Annotated in this window: 10 protein-coding genes; 8 read left to right on the top strand and 2 right to left on the bottom strand. The window is 68.5% G+C overall.

What is annotated here, in order from left to right; translation table 11 throughout:
- Positions 1-95 precede the first annotated feature (95 nt).
- The 8 genes from KOR34_RS14705 (at position 96) to KOR34_RS14670 (ending at position 16,215) form a co-directional block, all read left to right on the top strand.
- Complete coding sequence (locus tag KOR34_RS14705) at positions 96-8,117, top strand: hypothetical protein (RefSeq protein ID WP_146565310.1); 8,022 nt, start codon at positions 96-98, stop codon at positions 8,115-8,117.
- A 406-nt stretch (positions 8,118-8,523) separates the two neighbouring features.
- Complete coding sequence (locus tag KOR34_RS14700) at positions 8,524-9,060, top strand: TlpA family protein disulfide reductase (RefSeq protein ID WP_146565309.1); 537 nt, start codon at positions 8,524-8,526, stop codon at positions 9,058-9,060.
- Between the two features lie 131 nt (positions 9,061-9,191).
- Entirely contained in the window at positions 9,192-10,145 is a 954-nt protein-coding gene (locus KOR34_RS14695; RefSeq protein WP_146565308.1) for an STN domain-containing protein, read from the top strand.
- Positions 10,146-10,262: 117 nt separating this feature from the next.
- Positions 10,263-11,147, top strand: coding sequence for a formylmethanofuran--tetrahydromethanopterin N-formyltransferase (fhcD, locus tag KOR34_RS14690; RefSeq protein WP_146565307.1), 885 nt, complete (start codon positions 10,263-10,265; stop codon positions 11,145-11,147).
- Between the two features lie 77 nt (positions 11,148-11,224).
- A complete protein-coding gene (purE, locus tag KOR34_RS14685) occupies positions 11,225-11,719 on the top strand; it encodes a 5-(carboxyamino)imidazole ribonucleotide mutase (protein WP_146565306.1) in 495 nt (164 codons plus the stop codon).
- The gene (locus KOR34_RS14680; RefSeq protein WP_146565305.1) at positions 11,716-12,861 is read left to right on the top strand and encodes a 5-(carboxyamino)imidazole ribonucleotide synthase; all 1,146 of its coding nucleotides are present in this window, start codon (positions 11,716-11,718) and stop codon (positions 12,859-12,861) included. The genes purE and KOR34_RS14680 overlap by 4 nt, the downstream gene beginning before the upstream one ends.
- 114 nt (positions 12,862-12,975) lie before the next feature.
- Positions 12,976-15,210, top strand: coding sequence for an alpha-galactosidase (locus KOR34_RS14675; RefSeq protein WP_146565304.1), 2,235 nt, complete (start codon positions 12,976-12,978; stop codon positions 15,208-15,210).
- A gap of 387 nt (positions 15,211-15,597) precedes the next feature.
- Positions 15,598-16,215: a glutathione peroxidase gene (locus KOR34_RS14670; protein WP_146565303.1), complete on the top strand. Its 618-nt coding sequence runs from the start codon at positions 15,598-15,600 to the stop codon at positions 16,213-16,215.
- Between the two features lie 30 nt (positions 16,216-16,245).
- Here KOR34_RS14670 and KOR34_RS14665 read toward each other — a convergent pair whose 3' ends face one another.
- Together KOR34_RS14665 and KOR34_RS14660 are read right to left on the bottom strand one after the other, a co-directional pair.
- Positions 16,246-17,112, bottom strand: coding sequence for a glycosyltransferase family 2 protein (locus KOR34_RS14665; protein ID WP_228714616.1), 867 nt, complete (start codon positions 17,110-17,112; stop codon positions 16,246-16,248).
- A 6-nt stretch (positions 17,113-17,118) separates the two neighbouring features.
- A complete protein-coding gene (locus KOR34_RS14660) occupies positions 17,119-18,939 on the bottom strand; it encodes a hypothetical protein (RefSeq protein ID WP_146565302.1) in 1,821 nt (606 codons plus the stop codon).
- Positions 18,940-18,969: the final 30 nt, after the last annotated feature.

Here is an 18,969-nt window from a genome sequence, read left to right as displayed (position 1 = left end):
AACACGACCCCCGCCGCCCGGCCCGGAACCCGGGCGGCGCCCAGCGAACCATCCCTCTTGCGAGCGGGCCAGACGCTCCTGAGGAGAGAACCGATATGAGTACCCGAGAAGAACGCGACCGACAGATCCTCCGCCGCCGCAACGCGACCCGGCGGGCCCGTGGCCGGCGGGGCGTGCTGCTCTTGATCGTGCTGAGCATCCTCGTGATGTTCATGCTGGTCGGCACCGCCTTCGTGCTGACCGGCAGCCGCGTCAGCGACGCGGCGCGCGCCGGCGCCAAGGCCAACGTGGCGGCGCCCCAGCAGGCCGACCTCCTGGACCGCGCGCTGCGCCAGGTGCTGCGCGACACCAACGACCGCAACTCCGCCATCCGCTACCACAGCCTGCTGCGCGACGCCTACGGGACGGACGGGTTTGTGGCGAACGTGTTTGCGGGAGTGACCCCGTACAACGCCACGCGGCTGGATCAGGGATTCAATGGCCTCAATGTGCAGTACGTGTCGCGCTTCTCCGAAGACACCGCGGGCAATGGCGGCCCGACGCTGGGGCAGCTCATCGACATCTACGTCCGCGACGACATCAACGGCACGCCGGCGGACACCCAGGCCGCAGCGCAGACGCAGGCGCTCACGCCCGACTTCGTGGTGGGGCTCGAGCCGAGCGCCGACGGCGTCCCGGTTGACCACACGCTCTCGCGGATCGACGGCTACTACAACGGCTGCCTGCTGACGATGCTGAGCGGCCCGGCCAAGGGGCAGTCGACGCGGATTATCGACTACAAGCGGCTCGACCTTGAAACCCCCAACGACCCTTCGGACGACGTCTACCGCCTCCGCGTGATGGCGTTCCCCCGCGCCGACGGCGGCCTGCTGCGTCTGCCCGCCGGCGTGCCGGCGGTCAACGGCGCGCAGCACGACCTGATCGACGCCACGAGCACCGGCCTGGTCGGCCACACGTTCATGGTCAACGGCCGCCCGTTCAACGGTTCGGGCGTGGGCCTCGACCTGCTGAGCAACCCGGCCGCCGCGCGGCTCACGACGATGGAGCGGCTGCAGCTCGTCTCCGGTCAGCACGTCGGCATGGAGACCGCCCTCGCCCCGCACTCGCGGTACTTCACGCCGGCGTTGGCGTCGCACTTCGCCTTGAATCAGGGTGGGCGGCGCGCGGGTGTCGCGTCGGCGCCGCTCACCAACGAGGACCCCTTCTTCGGCCACAACCAGAACTCGTTCACGGCGCTCAACTCGCTCTACCAGCACTTCGTCGGCCCCGGTGACGCCGACGAGTCCTACGACGCGCCCGACTTCCAGAACATGTTCCTGGCCAGCAACCCGCAGCGTCCGCGTTGGCGCGGGCGGGTGGTTACTTTGAATTCAACTGTCGGTCCCATTGAGTGCGATCGATTCTTTCGAGAATCGCGTCGTGGCGTTATTGAGCGCCTCGACCTCGAAGGCCTGCCGATCCCGTCCTACCACCGGCCGGCGCTGGTGAACTACTGGCTGCACAAGCTCTGGAACTCGCCTTGGTTGATGGCGGCGGTCTCGGACAACAACCTACGCGTAAAGGCGATTCTCCAGCCTTACGGGCCGGACCTTCTTCCTGGAACCGGCGACGAGTGGGGCAGCATCACGACCAACGTGGCCGCGCAGATTGTGGCCTTCAAGCGCAAGTACATCCTCCGTCCGCTGCCGGAGGACCACCCCGGCTTCACCGGGGGCAACGTGTTCGCCACGTACACGGCAAGCAATGTCGATCTCAACTCGACCAACTCGATGGTCTATGGCGACTCGATCACCTTCCCGTCGTTCGAGGTCGCCGGGCCGTGGGACGTGGACAACAACGGCGACGGCATCCCCGACAGCATCTGGGTCGACCTCGGCATGCCGGTCCAGCGGACCGAGGACGGGCGGCTCTACCGGCCGCTGTTCGCCATCCTGGTGCAGGACCTCGACGGGCGGCTGAACCTCAACGCGCACGGCTCGACCGACCACATGGCCAGCGAGACGCTGGACAACTCACGCAACCGGGACAACGGCCGCCGGCTGCAACGCACGCCAACCGGCCGCGCGGGCGGCAACCTGGCCGGCGACGCCACCCCCGACCCCAACGGTGTTGTCTCCGCGATTCTCAGCTCCGACATCCTGCCGCACGGCAGCGGCTGGGGCCCGGGCGACATCACGCTCCGCCCGGTGCTCTCGCCCGAGCTGCCCCGCAGCTACCCAGGCCGGGTGGGCAACTACGGCTACGACGACCTTGCGCGGCTGTTCGCCGGCCGCCCCGGCCTGAACACGGGCGCCAGCTCGGCCGCCACCAGCAGCCCGGTGGTGTGGGGCCGCTACGGCTCGCAGGCGTCTGTGTTGATGAACAACCAGATGACCGTGGCGCCCGGAACGCCGTACAACCCGGCGCTGACGCCGGCGACCCTCGACGTGCTGGCGGCGCTCGAGAAGCACGACTACCCCGAGTACACGCCCGCCCACCCGCGGGCCACGCGCAGCGGCTTCGCGAGCATGCCGGACCTGCGGTCCAAGTTCGCCGTGGGGATCGACTACACCGGCCAGCCGATCTTCGAGCCGCAGTACGAGGTGTACGCCGGCGGCTCGACCCAGCTCAAGACCGACTCGCCGTACGAGCTGGACCTGATGAACCACTCGCGGCGTGACCACGTGGCGGACCTGCTGGACGTGACCAACGCGTACGGCGGCGTCGGCACGATCGACGACGACGCGCCCTTCTCGCCGGGCGAGCTGGAGCGGATCCTCCGCTCGTTCGACGCCGACGCCGCGCGGCTGCCCGACCGGCTCTGGAACCTGGTCGACGCGTTCGACCCCCAGAAGCTGACCGTGCAGGGCTACCAGCTCACCGCCGCCAACCCGGACGCCACCAGCGGCGTGCAGCCCTCGCCCGCGCAGCTGCTGCAGGCCCAGATCGAGGCCGCCACCAACAGCCGCTCGGTCACGACCGAGAGCTTCGACATCCCCTCGACTAATGAGGACTGGACCGCGCGGCTGGTCGCCGGCGCCGACGGCCTGCCCGGCATCCCAACCAACGACTCCGACCTGCCGTACGTGGACCCCACCGTCGACCGCCAGGCTGCGTGGGACGCCGACGTGGACGATTACGCGGTGGTCATGGGCGAGCCGGTCCCCGCCGGCGCGCGGCTGGTGGACTACCTGCGGTACCGCATCGTGCTCGAGCTGAAGCGGCAGGGCGTCGTAAACGTTCTCGCCCTGGCGTCCGACCCCGAGGTCGCCGAGGCCGTCAGCCGCATTATCGACGGCGGCGCCCGCACCACCGACGAGATCCTCAGCATGCGTCTTGGCGGGGTACAGAACTACGAGCGGCGGGCGTCGTTCGGCGGCCTGTTAGCCCCGGAAGTGATGGCCGGCCTGAAGATGGACCTCAACCGCCCCTTCGGCGACGGCCGCGACAACAACAACAATGGCGTCGTGGACGAGCCGCTGGAAGCCGGCGAGCCCTGGATCGCGGACGACAACGGCAATTTCTCGAGGCACCTCGAACAGAACGGCGCCAACGCTTTCCAAGGCAGCATGGACCGTCTGCCCCACCAGTCGTTGGACCCGACGCTCTCGTACCCCTTCGACTACACCTTCGGCAAGGACGCCAACGGCCGTGGCGCCACCCTGCCGGGAGGCGAAGTCATCCACGACGACGCCAACATGGCCCGCCAGCTCTACGCCCGCCACCTGTACTGCATGGCGCTATTGCTGATGGAAGAGCAGTACCTGGCGCCGTTCGACAAGCGCGACGCGCAGGTGCTGGAGTACCTCGACCCGGACGCCGGGCTGAACGCGAACTCGCAGCGCGAGCCGAGCATGGCCTGGAAGATCGCCCAGTCGCTCGCCGGCGACGCCGAACTGGACGGCACGCCCACCGCGTCGGCCGCCCAGAAGCAGGAGGGCCGCCGGCTTGCGTGGCGGAAGCTCACCTGCCGGCGGATCGCGCAGTGGGCCATCAACTGCGCCGACATGCGCGACGCGGACGCCGTCTGCACCCCGTTCGAGTACGACGAGAACCCGTGGGACGGCTGGAACGTAGTCGGCTCGGTGGGGCGACGCGGCGGCACGACCAACCCCCAGATCCACCCCATCGACGGCGACCCCAGCACCAACGAGAACCTCGGCCAGTACCGCGTGGTCTCCGCCGGCGGCTGGGGCAACCAGAGTGGTAATTCCGCCCTGGCCCACAACGCCACCCGCGGCCTGGTGTGGGGCATGGAGCGGCCCGAGTTGCTCCTGACCGAGACCTTCGCCACCCACGACCGCCGCACCGAGGACCTGGAGGGCTTCACCCCCAACGACGGCCCCAACCCGGGCCAGGAGAACGAGCTCATCGCTCCGACCGGCGGGAACGCCAACCCCAACACCAACCCCGACCCCAACATGGACCAGCGGCTCCGCCCGCTCGGCACGCTGTTTGTTGAGGTCTACAACCCCAACAGCCCCGACTCGCCGCAGCCGGCCGAGCTGTCGCGCACCGTGACCATGAACACGGCGACCGGCCAGACCGGCATCGCGCTGGACCGGATGAGCGACGCCGCCGACGCCGACGGCAAGTTCTCGCCGGTCTGGCGGATGATCGTCGTTGAGGAGGACCCGCGGCTCCGCAACGACCAGCTCACCTTCGACAACGGCAGCTACGGCGACTACGAGGCCTTCGGCAATATCCCCTCGCTGAACGGGCTGGCCAGCGCCGTCGCGCAGGGCGAGGTGCGGCCGCTGGCGTCCGACCCCGACTTCCCGTCGTTCGACCCGCTGAAGGTCCCCTCCTACCGGGCCGACGCCAACGGCTCGCTGCGGGCCGACAAGCAGAAGCAGGGCGCGTACATCGATCGGGCGATCTACTTCAGCGCCGGCAACAACGAGGACCGACCCGCCGAAGAACGCGACCCCGAGGACCTGCGGGTGCGGATCCCGCTGCGGTGGTACGACGTGCCGCTCACCGGCCGCATGCTGCCCCGCCGCAACGCGGGCCTGCCCGCCGGCACGCTCCGCAACAATGTGAACGAGTGGCTGCTGTGGCCCGAGGGCAACAAGATTGTCACCGAGAACGGCCAGACCGTGCTGCGGGTGTTCGACCACCACTTCCCGCCCGCCGACATCGACGGCGACGGCGACTACGACGACTACGAGCCGTTTGCGCCGATCCTGCCGGGCCGGTACGCGGTGATCGGCACCGCCGGCTACCAGTACAACGCGCGTTGGAACCCGCCGACCAAGCAGCAGGAGTTCCCGGGCCGGTACATCACGCCGTTCGGGCGGGCGTTCGCCTCGACCCAGAACACCGGCGCGGTTCAGAACCAGTCGCCCGGCCAGCGGCGCGACGAGATGCACCACGACAGCCTGCTGCGGCTGACCCGCCGGTTCGACATGATGCCGCACCCCAACCCGGAGATCCACCAGTTCGCGGTGCTGAACAACGGCGGCCCGGAGAGCCGGATGATCGACGCCAACGGCGACGGCACGTTCGACCGCAACCTGACGAACCCGCCGATCGACGACGGTTCCGACCCAACGACACTCGCTGAAACGGTAGGGGACCTTGGATTCGATCCCACTCCGCTCAATCGGACTCCGCTCTCGCCGAACAACGCCAACCGCCAGATCCAGCCGGTGGTGTCGATCCCGATCGAGGGGCTGGCGGTCTCGACGCCGCTGGACGGCTACCTGCTGAAGATGCTGAACCTCGACAACGAGGCGCCCGCCCGCTGGTGGCCCAACGCCGCCTACGGCGAGGGCGCGCTGGTGGGCAACGTGCAGGTCGGACCGCTCGACACGCCGCTGGACGACCCGGACACCGAGCCGCACCTGACGCAGAGCGTCACCACGCCCAACTTCCGCTCGGTGCACCTGCAGCGGCTGGCCGACCCGACCCTTCCCTGGAACCCGGTCGACACCAACCACGCGCAGCACGACACCGATCTGCCGGTCAACCCGTACGTGACTGTGGACACCGAGTCGGTCGACCTGACCGCGTTCAACGGCGTCGACCCGGCGGCCGACCCGGACGACCCCAACAACCCCGCCACCCTCCGCAGCGGCGTGCCGCAGGCGCAGGGCGGCGCCCGCACCGGCCTGGTGTTCATGAACATGGCCAGCCTACAGCGGGGCGGCTACGAGGCGGCGGTCGCCGACCCCACGGCCATCCCCGCCGCGGCCGACCCATCGGCGGTGGCGGTCCCCCCGGCCCGCTCGCCCTGGAGCCGCGAGCCCACCCATATCAGCAAGGACATCGCGGTCGGGAACCAGGGCGTGTCATCCCTGGCCGAGGCGCCGGGCCAGTTCGCCTACCAGTGGTACGACCCGGTCGGCCAGACGCCGCAGCGAAGCAACGGTTTTGCCGGCTTCATGAACCTGACGACCGAGCTAGAACCGGAGCGGCCGATGGTGTTCAACTCGCCCATCCGGCACTCGCTGGGCTACGCCAACAGCTTCTACCCGGCCGTGAACGGCGCGCGTAACATCGCCGAGCCGCACACGCCGTTCTACACGAGCAACGCGTTTATCGACTCCGACAACGACGGAAGCCCCGACCTCGACACGTCCGCCTACCACGAGGTCGACACCAACGCCGACGGCGTGCCGGGCGACCTCATCGGCGCGCCGATGACCCGCCCCCACAGCGGCAGCGGCCCGCAGGATGACCACACCTACCCGTGGGTCACGTGGAACAACCGCCCGTTCGCCAGCGCGCTGGAGCTGCTGCAGGTTCCCGCCACCACGGCGGCCGGCCTGGGGAACGAGTTCTCGGTGTTCTCGGCGGACCGGAGCGTCGTGCCGAACGACTACAACGGCGCGGTGGTCGACCTGAGCGACGACGCCGCCAACAACGACGCCCGCCAGGCGTTCCAGCACGGCTCGTTCGGCCACCTGCTGAATATGCTCAGCACCTCGAGCATCCCGGCCCTGGCCTACAGCGACGACGGCAACAACGGCGTGGCGCTGCGTCCCCAGGGCGCGCCCAACCTGCACCGGCTGACCAGCTACGTGCGTGTCCCGTCACGGTTTGTGGCATCGCAAACCACGCTCAACCCCGAAGGCTTCAACCTGACTTCGACCCTCGGGGCCCCGCTCGACCCGCGGGCCGGCCTGCTGGCGCCGTTCAACCGGGTCGACCAGTACCGCGAGCCGGGACGCGTCAACCTGAACACGATCACCGGCGTGCGGCCGGACCCGCTGTCGCCGCTGGTGACCTGGTCGCCCACGTACGACGGCATGATGCACCGCTACCGGGACGGCAACCTGGTCGACACCGGCGGCGTGCTGCAGCGGCTCGGCCACCGCGGCCCCGCGTGGCGTGACGTGGTGCTGAGCCGCCGGGGCTACGTCGACACGGCGTTTAGCTCCGAACGCCAGGACACCTCGGAGATGTCGCTCAACCCGCTGGTGCCGACCTTCTTCGGCAACCCCTTCCGCGAGCCGGACGAGGGGCAGCTCGTGCCGATCGCCGACCTGGTCCACGCCGGCGCCGAGGCGTCGGTGCTCCGCTCGCACCCGTTCAGCCCGATAACTGCGGCTGGGTCGGCCGACGCCCATTGGGGCGTGATCAAACAGGACGACAACAACGACGGCGTCACCGACGACGCCGGCGAGGCCGGGCTGGCGGGCGACACGGCGTTGTTCGACACCAACACCGGCCTGGCCCAGGGGTACGCCTTGGAGCCTGACCAGTACCAGGGCGCCGCCCGCGTGCCGCTGTTCTCGGCCGGTGTGACCGAAGCCGGCCTGAACGGCCAGCGCAACTCCGCGCTGCGGTACATGCCGCTGACGCGGGTGTCGAGCATGGCCACCACCCGCAGCGGCGTGTTCGCCATCTGGGTGACGGTCGGGTTCTTCGAGGTCACGCCGGCCGCCCCGTGGACCCTGCCCGATGGGTCGGCGAATGTGCCGGTGCAGGCGCGGTTCAACAACAACCGCGACCTGTACGACCGCGTCTACCCCGACGGCTACCAGCTCGGCAAGGAGATGGGCAGCGACACCGGCGACACCCGCCGCCACCGCGGCTTCTGGATTGTCGACCGCACGCTGCCGGTCGCCTTCCGCCCGGGCGAGGACGTCAACCTGGAAAAGATGATCCTGCTTCGGCGGGAGATTGAGTAGTTGGCGGCTGGCTAGCGGCTACTAGCCGTCGGCCGCGGGAGCGGTCGCCCTCCCAACGCGGCCCGCCGGGTGTGTGCGTTGGCGTACGCGTGGCCTGGTTTTTCTTGTTGAAGATCACCGCCCTCGTGATCTAATGGACAGACGCCCCCGCTGCGGCCGGCGCTCGCTGCAGCGTCGGCTTAGTGAGGGGCGAGTTTTGTCCCCTTTTTGTCCGAAGTGCGCGCCGAAATGGACAAAACTCGGACCCCGCCGACGCTGTGCTAAGGACGCAAGTCGTTCCTCAGTAGCGGCTTGGGGCGATTCTCTTCGGCGGCCGGAGGGGACTTTTGACCATAAGGATGCGTTTCGCGGCAACTAGGGACAATAGTCCTGCCGGGCCGCCGGGCGCCAAACGCGGGCGGAGAGCATGGACCCGGAACCCAAGGCCCCACAGCCGTCGTCGTCGAATCTGGTTCCCATCCTGCTGATCGGCGGGCTGCTGGTCGCCGGCGTGCTGCTGCGGCCCGGCCGGTTTGGCGGCGCTAGCGAGCCGCACACGCCGCAGCCGTTGCCGCCGCTGGACGCGGCCGGCTGGCTGAACGCCGACGCCGCCCCCGCGACCGAGGGCAAGATTGTCGTGCTGGACGCCTGGTTTACCACCTGCGGGCCGTGTCTGGCGTCGCTGCCGAAGCTGGCCAGGCTGCACGAGCGGTACGGCGCCAACGGGCGCGTGCAGTTCGTCGGGCTGACCTTTGAGGAAGAGGACCTGCGTCCTCAGGTGGAGGCCGTGATCAACCGCGTCGACGGGTTCAACTGGCCGGTCGGCTACGGGGCGGGGCTGCCGCTCGAGATGCTCGACATCCACATGTTCCCGACGCTCATGGTGTTCGACGCCAGCGGCACGTCCGTCTGGCGGGGGCACGACATCGGCGCCCTGGAGCGGCAGCTCGAAAAGATGCTGTAAAGCCCAGCCGCCGGCCGCAAGAAACCAAGCCGCCGGCGGCAATAACTACGGCGCGGCGCGCGAATCCAACCGACGAACCGGTCCGCCTGTGCGGCGGGCCACCACCTCTACCACCAATCGGGGGACACGTCATGGCGACGCGGGCATGGGGCAGCGGGGCACTACTGACGACGGCGCTGCTAGTAGCGGGCGGGGTGATGGCCACCGCCGACGAGAGCGCCGACCCATTCGGCGGCAGCGCCGGGCAGGACCCGTTCGCAGGAAATGGAGAAGACCCGTTTGCCAGCGAAGGGCAGGACCCATTCGGCAGCGGCGCCGGCGACCCCTTCGGACCGGGCGAGCTCCAAGACCAACGCCAGCAGGAATTCCGAGACCGTCAGCGTGAAATGCAGCGAGAGCAACAGCACCTGCAAGAGCAAGAACGCCGGCGGGAGGTCGTGCCCCGGCAGCGCGACGCGCAGCCGGACGCCGACCCGCACCGGCAGCAGGTCTACTGGGCGGAGCCCCACAGCGATTCGAGCAACCGAATCCGCCGGGCGCTCGACCGGAGGCTGAGCTCGTCCGGCCTGGACTTCCTCGACACGCCGCTGGAAGAGGTGGTCGACTTCCTGCGGAACGAGTATGAGATTGGAATCCAACTCGATGAGACTGCGTTGGACGATCTCGGGATCGGAACCGATGAGCATGTGACCGTCAACCTACGCAACATCTCGTTGAAGTCTGCGCTGCGGCTCATGCTCAAGCAGCTCGAGCTGACCTACGTGGTTGCTGACGAGGTGCTGCTGATCACCACCGAGGACGAAGCCGAGACGCGTCTCACCGTGGGCATCTACCCAGTGTCCGACGTGGCGTCCGACAAGAACAGTTTGTCCGAGTTGGCGGAGGTGATCACCTCCGCCATCGTTCCGGAGACTTGGGCCATCAATAAAGGCGGCGACGCGGAACTCAAGCCGCTTGCCGCCGGCTTCTTGGTGATCAGCCAAACTCGCGCGGTGCACGAGGAGCTCATCGAGTTCCTGTCCGCGCTGCGACGGGCCAAAGCGGCAGCGAATTCATCGCAAGATCCTGGTCCAGTGGGCTTCTAGGCTGCTGAGTCCCCAGCCACTACCGGTGGAAGCCGGCTGCCGCAGTGGTTCGCCGATCGCATTTGCCGCGCCACGTAGCCGCTTGTGCGCCGGATTGCGGCCCGCGATGATGGGGCGATGAAGATCGGCCCCACGGAGATCGTCGACACCTTCGCCGAAGCGTTCCGCATGCGGTACACGCGGCTGCTGGTGACGGCGCTCGACGCGCACTGGCTCGACGCGGCCACGCGCGAGCTGTGCGGGTACGGGTCGAGCGTGATCGCCTGCGACGCGGAGATCGCGGTCGAACGGCCGCTTCCTCCCGACCAGACCCCCGACCAGCGGCCCGGCGCGCTGGTCATGGCGTTCGGCTTCTCGACTGACGCGCTCGCCAAGGCGTTGCCGAAGCGGGTGGGCCAGTGCGTGATGACCTGCCCCACGACCGCCGTGTACAACGCGCTGCCGGACGCCGAGGAGCAGATCCCGCTCGGCAGCCAGCTGCGGTACTTCGGCGACGGCTACCAGAAGAGCAAGGTGCTCGACGGCTGCCGGTACTGGCGCATCCCGGTGATGGACGGCGAGTTCGTGTGCGAGGAGCAGCTGGGCGCCGCCAAGGGGGTGGCCGGCGGCAACATCATCCTGCAGGGCGAGTCCCAGCGGGCCGCGCTGGACGCCGCCCGGCGGGTGAGCGAGGCGCTCGCGCCGCTGCCGGGAGTCATCACGCCGTTCCCCGGCGGCGTGGTCCGCAGCGGCAGCAAGGTGGGCGCCAAGTACAAGGGGATGGTCGCCTCGACGAACGACGCCTTCTGCCCCACGCTCCGCGGCCGGGTGGAGAGCCAGATTGTCGACGGCGCCGAGTGCGCCTACGAGATCGTGTTCAACGGCGAGAGCGAGGAGGCGGTTGGCGAGGCTACCCGCGTTGCGCTGGCGGCCGCGGCGGGCGAGGGGATCCCCGCCGTCAGCGCCGGAAACTACGGCGGCAAGCTCGGCAAGTTCCACTTCCGCCTGCGGGACTACTGCTGAGCGGGCTTCGTTGACAACCCGCGGCCCGCACTGGAAGATGGGCCGTTTCCGCAGGATCCACGCAGGAAACCCGTAAGATGGCCAACGCCGACAAGCCCCTGGTGGGCGTGATCATGGGCTCGCACAGCGATTGGGAGACCATGCGCCCGGCGGTCGACATGCTGGAGGACTTCGGCGTGGCCTGCGAGCGGCGGATCGTCTCGGCGCACCGCACGCCGGAGTTGATGGTCGAGTACGCCCAACAGGCCGAGGGCCGCGGGCTGGAGGTGATCATCGCCGGGGCAGGGGGGGCCGCCCACCTGCCGGGCATGGTCGCCTCGCTCACGGTGCTGCCGGTGCTCGGCGTGCCGGTGAAGAGCCGGGCGCTGAGCGGCGTCGACTCGCTGCTCTCCATCGCCCAGATGCCGGGCGGTGTGCCGGTGGGGACGCTCGCCATCGGCGACGCCGGCGCCAAGAACGCCGGGCTGCTGGCGGTGCGGATCCTGGCCAACTCGCGGCCGGAGCTGCGTGAGAAGCTGGCCGAGTACCGAAAGAACCAGGCCCAATCGGCGCTGGAAAAGGAGCTGGAATGAGTCGGCAGGAGCCGTTGGACGAGGGCGCCACGCTAGGGGTTTTCGGCGGTGGGCAGCTCGGCAGGATGTTCTGTGAGGCGGCCCGCGGGCTGGGCTTCCGCACGCACGTGTTCTCGCCCGACTCGGGCGGCCCGGCGGCGCAGGTCGCCGACGAGCACACCTCGGCCGACTACCACGACTTCGCGGAGGTCGACCGGTTTGCGCGCTCGGTCGACGCGGTAACGCTGGAGTTCGAGAACGTGCCGGTGGCCGCGGTCGAGGCCGCCGGGCGGCACACGCGGGTCCGCCCCTCCGGCGAGGTGCTGTTCACCGTGCAGGACCGGCTGCGCGAGAAGCGGTTCCTGTCCGGCGCCGGCGTGCCGGTGGCGCCGTACGCCCCGGTGCGGACCGACGGGCAGTGCCACGTGGCAGCCGACAAGGTCGGCACGCCCGCGGTGCTCAAGACCACCAAGTTCGGCTACGACGGCAAGGGCCAGTCGATCATCCAATCGCCCGACGAGGCGATCGGCGCGTGGACCTACCTCGGCCGTCACGCGTGCGTGATGGAGGGCTTCGTCGACTTCGTCCGCGAGGTGTCGGTGATCGTCGCCCGCGGCGCCGACGGCCAGACGTCGCTCTGCGGCCCGATCGAGAACGACCACCAGAACCACATCCTCGACCTGTCGGTGCTGCCTGCGGCGTGCTCGGCCGCAACCGCCGACAAGGCCCGCGAGATCGCCGGACGCGTGGCCACCGAGCTCGACCTGGTGGGCGTGATGTGCGTGGAGTTTTTCGAGACCGCCGACGGCGAGGTGCTGGTCAACGAGATCGCGCCCCGGCCCCACAACTCCGGCCACCTGACGATCGAGGGCTGCGAGGCGTCGCAGTTCGAGCAGCAGGCCCGGGCGATGGCGGGCCTTCCGCTGGCGTCGATGGACAACCCGCGGCCCGTAGCGATGGCCAACCTGCTGGGCGACCTGTGGGCCGATGGCGAGCCCAACTGGCGGGCCGCCGAGGCCGTGCCCGGTGTCCGGCTGCACTTGTACGGCAAGGGCGAGGCCCGGCCGGGCCGCAAAATGGGACACCTGACCGCCGTGGCCGATACGGTCGATGCCGCCCGCGACGCGGTGCTCACCGCTCGGCGGGCGCTGACGAGCGGCTAGACGCAGGTTGCTGCCGAGCCAACGGCGTGCTCTTCGGAGGCCAGCTGTTACCTGTGGTACAACATCATCATGATGCGGTAGCCATGGCCATCGGACTCTTCTGGGGGTGCTCCGTTGAAGTTGCACGTCGCGGCGGCGGTTCTGTGTGCGTACTCGGTCTTGGGAAGCACGAACAGTGCTTCGCAGCCGGCACGGCGTATTCCTGGGGTAGACGCGATTGCTGTCGGCGAAGACGTTGGCCGGTCGACCTTCGTTTCGCCGCCAACGGACTACCTGATTGACGCGACTCCGTACGTCGCGGAGGCGCGGCGGGACCAGGCGGGCAGGACTATCTCGCTGAGCAACGGGCTGATCCGCCGTTCGTGGCGGGTGGCGCCCAACGGCGCGTGCGTGGCGTTCGACAACCTGATGACCGGGCAGTCGATGCTTCGCGCTGTGCGTCCCGAAGCGAGGGTGACGATCAATGGGGTGGCGACCCCGGTTGGTGGGCTGGTGGGGCAACCCAACCAGGCGTTCCTCAGCAACGAGTGGCTCGACTCTCTAACGTCCGACCCGGCAGCCCTGCGGTTGGTGGTGGTCCGCGTCGGCGAGCCCGACGAGCGGGTTGACTGGGGCCGGCGGAGGAGTCACGCCCCAGACGCTGTTTGGCCCCCCCGAGGCGTGAGCCTCACGATGGACTACCGACCGGCCAAGGATACTGGGGCCGACTACCTGGTGACCGTCCACTACGAGATGTACGACGGCCTGCCGGCGATGTGCAAGCGGATCTCGGTAACCAACGAGTCCGCATCCGACCTGACGGTCGATCGGTTCCGGGGCGAGGAACTGGCGGTCGTCGAGCACGCGAACTGGGTCGAGACGCGCGGCGACCTACGCATTCCGACTCCCGACTGCCTGCACGCGGAAACGGACTTCGCGTTCGGAGGGTTCACCCACGCCAACGCCAACCGGCACGCGATCCACTGGAGGCCCGACCCGGACTTCAAGACGCAGGTCAACTACAACCTGCAGACTCCTTGCCTGCTGGTGGCTGAGCCGACGCTTGGCCCGGCCCAGGTGGTCAAGCCGGGGGAGACCTTTACCGGCTTCCACACCTTTGAGCTCGTCTACGATGACGGGAACCGTGAGCGCCGCGGGATGGCGCTCCGGAAGATGTACCGCGTGCTGGCGCCCTGGGTCACGGAGAACCCAATCACGCACCACCTGCTCAGCTCGGACCTGGGCCAGGTGCGTCGAGCGATCGATCAGGCGAAGGAGGTCGGTTTCGAGGCGGTCATCATGTCGTTCGGCAGCGGCTTCAACATGGAGAACATGGCGCCCGAGCACCTGGAGAAGTGGAAGGCCGTGGCGGACTACGCCGAGTCCCAGGGGATCGAACTCGGCTCCTATTCGCTGTTCTCGTCGCGAAGCGTCGGCGGCGGGAACGACGTGGTGAGCCCCGAGGGCCAGCGGCCCGCTTTCGGTCGGGCGCCTGCCGCGACCTCTGACTGGGGCGTCAACTACTTCAAGAACCTGCAGAGCTTCTTCGAGGCAACCGGCTTCGACCAGTTCGAGAATGACGGGCCGTACCCGGGCGACGTCGATGTGACGCCCCGCCCGCCGTACCAGCAGGGCGAGCAGGACTCCCGCTGGGCCCAGTGGCGAATCGTGGCCGACCTGTACCGGGCCCTCAGGGCCAGTGGGATCTATATCAATCAGCCCGACTACTACTTCTTGGTGGGCGGCAACAAGACCGGGATGGGATACCGCGAGACCAACTGGTCGCTGCCGCGGTCGCAGCAGGTCATCCACACCCGGCAGAACATCTACGACGGCACGTGGACGAAGTCGCCGAGCATGGGGTGGATGCACGTGCCGCTGGCTCAGTACCACGGCGGCGGAGCCGAGGCGACCATCGAGCCCCTCGAAGAGCACCTGGACCACTACGAGCGGATCATGCTGTCCAACCTGGGCCTGGGGGTGCAGGCCCACTACCGGGGACCTCGGCTGTTTGACACGGACCGCACCAAGCAGAAGGTGAAGGAGACGGTCGCCTGGTTCAAGCGATACCGCGACATCTTGGAATCGGACCTGATTCACTGCCGCCGCGCCGACGGGCGGGGCCTGGACTGGATGCTGCACGTGAACCCGGAGCTCGAGCACAAGGGGATGCTCTGCGTCTACAACCCCTTGGACAAAGCTGTCAGCCGGCAGACCTTGGTCGACCTGTACTACACCGGGCTGACCGATTCCGCGCACGTGCGCGACGCCAGCGGGAATGTGTCCGATGTTGAGCTCGATCGACGTTCCCGAGCCCGCATGGTGGTGGCAGCGCCGGCCCAGGGCATGGCCTGGTACCTGTTCTGGTGATACGAACTCCACCTTGAGGAGACGGAAGTCGTCGTCAGATCTACTCCTGGTTCACCTAGAATCCGCCCGGATTTCGCTCGAAAACATGCCACGCGTGCTCTCTAATGAAGGGGCGTTGGGAGGCCGCTTAGTGGAACGTCGGAACGGGTTCGGATACACCCTCGCGCCCCGTGGCGTCAGACGCGGTCCACGCTCGCCGGGTCGGTCGGCGCAAGCCATTAAGCCCCCAGTGCTTACGGTGGGCGATGCCGGGCGGGCCGCGCACAGGGTGTCGTGGCCGTTGTTGTTGGCCGAAACAGGCAGAATTGACAATTCGCCGTCAGCCCTCGGGCCGCCTAGAATACGGGACCTCACCCAACTCACCCCACACACGCTCGGAGCCTTGTGATGATCATCCGCTCGCTTGCCGCGTTGCTCGCCCTGTCCCTGTTTATCCCCGCCGTTGTGGCCGCCGCTGAGTCGGGTGACAAGAAGGCCGAAGCGGGTGAGAAGAAGCTGCCCGAGGCGCTCGACTTCGAGATGTCCAAGCTCGGCAAGAAAGAGAAGATCAATCTGGCCAAGGAGTACGACGGCCGCGTCGTGCTGCTGGTGAACGTGGCCAGCCGGTGCGGACTGACCCCGCAGTACGAGGCGCTGCAGGCATTGCACGAGAAGTACGCCGACAAGGGGCTGGCGATCGTCGGCGTGCCGTGCAACCAGTTCGGCGGCCAGGAGCCGGGCACGGCGCTCGAGATCGCGACCTTCTGCAAGACCAACTACAACGTCGGTTTCGACCTGCTCGAAAAGAGCAACGTCAAGATCAAGGGCAAGGACCAGGTGCCGCTCTACAAGTACCTGACCTCCGAGAAGACCAACCCCAAGTTCGCCGGCGAGATCGGCTGGAACTTCACCAAGTTCCTGTTCAACCGTGACGGCGAGGTGGTCGCCCGGTTCGACTCGCGCGTGAAGCCGGAATCGCCCGAGGTGGTTGAGGCGATCGAGAAGGCCTTGAACGCGAAGGGCTGACGGCGGCGGCCCGCCCCACCCCCGGCTGGGTCAGTCCCAGCGGGAGTAGCGGACGATGCACCACAGGGCGCGGAGGCCGTCGCGGACGCCGATCTTCTTGCCCTCGTCGTAGCCCCGGCTGTTGTAGCCGATGGGCGCCTCGACGACGCGGCACTTGCGGCGTGCCAGCTTGGCGGTGATCTCCGGCTCGAAGCCGAATCGGTCCTCGCGGAGCATCATGCCCCGCAGCGTGTCGCGGCGGAAGACCTTGTAGCAGGTCTCCATGTCGGTGAGTCGCAAACCGGTCGTGACGTTGCTAGCCCAGGTCAGCGCCCGGTTGCCAAACCGGTGCATGAACGACGGGTCCTGGTGCGCGTTCTCCAGGAAACGCGAGCCGTAGACCACGTCGGCCTCGCCGCGCTCGATCGGCTCCAGCAGCCGCTGGTAGTCGGTCGGGTTGTACTCGAGGTCGGCGTCCTGGATCAGCAGCACGTCGCCCTTGGCCTGGGCCATGGCGGTGCGCAGCGCGGCGCCCTTGCCGCGGTTGTACCCGTGCATCACGACGCGGATATCGTCCTGGCGGTCGAGCTCGATCAGGATGTCGCGTGTGCCGTCGGTGCTGCAGTCGTCGACGATCACGATCTCCTGGTGGACGCCGACCCGCTGGACCTGCGCCACAATCTCGCGGATGGTGTCGCGCTCGTTGAACACCGGCATCAGGATCGACACCGCCAGCGCCACGCGCTGCGGGGCCTCGGGCTCATCGAGCCGCGCAGCGTCCGCCAGGCTGGCCTCGGCCTGCTCGAGCGTCGACATCGCCCGGTCGAGGTAGCTGTTGTCCGATGTCGGCGCGGAGGTTGCGCCGGCCGTCGGCTGCGCGGTTTGCTGGTCTTCGAGGAGTTCGTGAGAAGTAGCCACGGGGTCTTAGGCTCCTGGGCTCGGAGGGATTGTACGCTCGTCGGCGCGACGGGTCATCTGCAGTTTTTCCGGCTGCGGCCGGCTCGCCACTCCGCCGCGGCGTTGCGGGAAGGCGGGCCACTGCACCAGCCTGGTTGACTCTTGGTCGCCGATCGAACGGCTGTCGGGCGCCACGTAGTCGGGGCTCGTGGGCTGGTCGTACCGGTTGGCCAGGCCCCACAGCTGCGAGATGGCGTCCTGGTACAGCAGGGACCATCGCCCCCCCTGATCGGCGGACTGCTGCCGCATCACCTCCACCGCGTGGGGGTAGGTGCGGTCGACCAGCACCAGATTGGGGTCGCCATAGCTGAGCACCCGGGCGCCGTCGATCGGCCCCGAGTTGGGGCTGCGGTGCCGTGCGCCGCCGTGCTCGCCGAGCAGGAAGTCGAAATTCATGTCGACGACCTCCTGTGGGTAGCACGTGCGGAACCGCCCGTCGAACGAGACCGTGGTGTCCGGCGCCAGGGCGGCCAGCGCGTACTGGGCCCAATTGAAGGACACAACCAACCGACCGGACAGTTCGTGGTCCTCGATGTATTGGAGCGCGTCGACCGGGTACTGGTTCGAGGCGACCGGCAGCACGAGCAGCCGGCTTGCTAGGCTGCGTGTCTGCACGTAGGTGGTGAACAGGATCGCCGCGACCGCGGCCCACTTCATCAGCGGCGCGGGCCGGACAATCTCCAGGCCGTTGGCCGCCTTGCTGCGCATCGCCGAGAGCACGCTCTGCACGTGAGGCGGCGTCCAGAATCCCGAGAGCAACGCGAAGAACGCGATGTGCCGCAGGTGGCTGACCGCCTGCCAGGCGACAAGCATCAGGATCACGATCTTCACCCAGTCACGCTGCTTTTTGGTGAAGCCCCAGGCGATGGCGTTGGCGACCCCCAACGCGACCAGCTGCCAGAAGATCGGGTCCGAGGGCTTCGGCCCGGCCCACTCGGTGATCTCGGGCCGTGGGCTCCCGAGCGACTCCGCCATCCACGCGACCAGGCCGGTTCCGTAGGGGTTGGCGAACACCGCCAGCACACAGGCCGCCGCGACGGCCGCCAGGCCGGCGATCTTCGGCAGGTCGCCGGGGCGGCGGTCGATCAACATCTCGACGCCGCGCCCGAACAGGTAGGCGCAAGCGATGCAGACGCCGGCCGCGAACCCGCCGTGCGAGTTGACCCAGACCACCAGCACCACCGGCACGAAGGCTAGCGGACGCCAATCGATGGCGGGGCGGGCCGGCAGCTGGGCCGGCTCGTGGGTCCGGAAGGGCCGCCGCCAGTGCAGGAAGGCGGCCTCCAACAGGGTCAGCATCGCCGCGCAGCACAGGAAGCTGAGCAGCTGCGGGCGCATCGGGAAGAAGGCTTTCAGGTTCACCGCCACCAGCAGGAGGAACGCGCACGCGGTGAGCGGGCGGACGCCCCGCCAGCCGGCGACCATCAGCATCAGGCCGATGATCAGCATCCCGGCAAGGCACTTAGCGATCAGCATCCCCCCCACGCCCAGGTGGTCGAATCCCCAGGCGAACGCCAGCTCGGCGAGGTTCTCGTGGTTGACCCAGCGGTAGCCCTCGGCCGTGAACGTGTGGGTAGCGGTGCGGTGCATCTGGCCCGCCTCGATCCACTCCTGCCCGTAGCGGACGTGCCCCCACAGGTCGGGGTCGACCATGTTAAAGGCGAAGCAGCCGGCGCAGCCCAGCATCAGCGAGGCGATCATCAGCCGCCTTAGCAGGCGGTACTCGGCCCGGGCGGCGTCGGCGTATGCGGCGCTGGGCGGGGCGTCGGCGTGGGTATCGGCGGGCATGCGGCTGGAAGGGGGCTCCGTGGTGCGCGA

The organism is Posidoniimonas corsicana (assembly GCF_007859765.1).
Taxonomy (GTDB): Bacteria; Planctomycetota; Planctomycetia; order Pirellulales; family Lacipirellulaceae; genus Posidoniimonas; species Posidoniimonas corsicana.
This window is presented reverse-complemented; position numbering and strand designations above follow the sequence as displayed.

Bases quoted from the DNA above. Each gene is read 5' to 3' on its own strand.
- KOR34_RS14695 (WP_146565308.1), top strand. From the start codon at position 9,192: ATGGCGACGCGGGCATGGGGCAGCGGGGCACTACTGACGACGGCGCTG.
- KOR34_RS14660 (WP_146565302.1), bottom strand. From the start codon at position 18,939: ATGCCCGCCGATACCCACGCCGACGCCCCGCCCAGCGCCGCATACGCC.
- KOR34_RS14670 (WP_146565303.1), top strand. From the start codon at position 15,598: ATGATCATCCGCTCGCTTGCCGCGTTGCTCGCCCTGTCCCTGTTTATC.
- KOR34_RS14705 (WP_146565310.1), top strand. From the start codon at position 96: ATGAGTACCCGAGAAGAACGCGACCGACAGATCCTCCGCCGCCGCAAC.
- purE (WP_146565306.1), top strand. From the start codon at position 11,225: ATGGCCAACGCCGACAAGCCCCTGGTGGGCGTGATCATGGGCTCGCAC.
- KOR34_RS14700 (WP_146565309.1), top strand. From the start codon at position 8,524: ATGGACCCGGAACCCAAGGCCCCACAGCCGTCGTCGTCGAATCTGGTT.
- fhcD (WP_146565307.1), top strand. From the start codon at position 10,263: ATGAAGATCGGCCCCACGGAGATCGTCGACACCTTCGCCGAAGCGTTC.
- KOR34_RS14680 (WP_146565305.1), top strand. From the start codon at position 11,716: ATGAGTCGGCAGGAGCCGTTGGACGAGGGCGCCACGCTAGGGGTTTTC.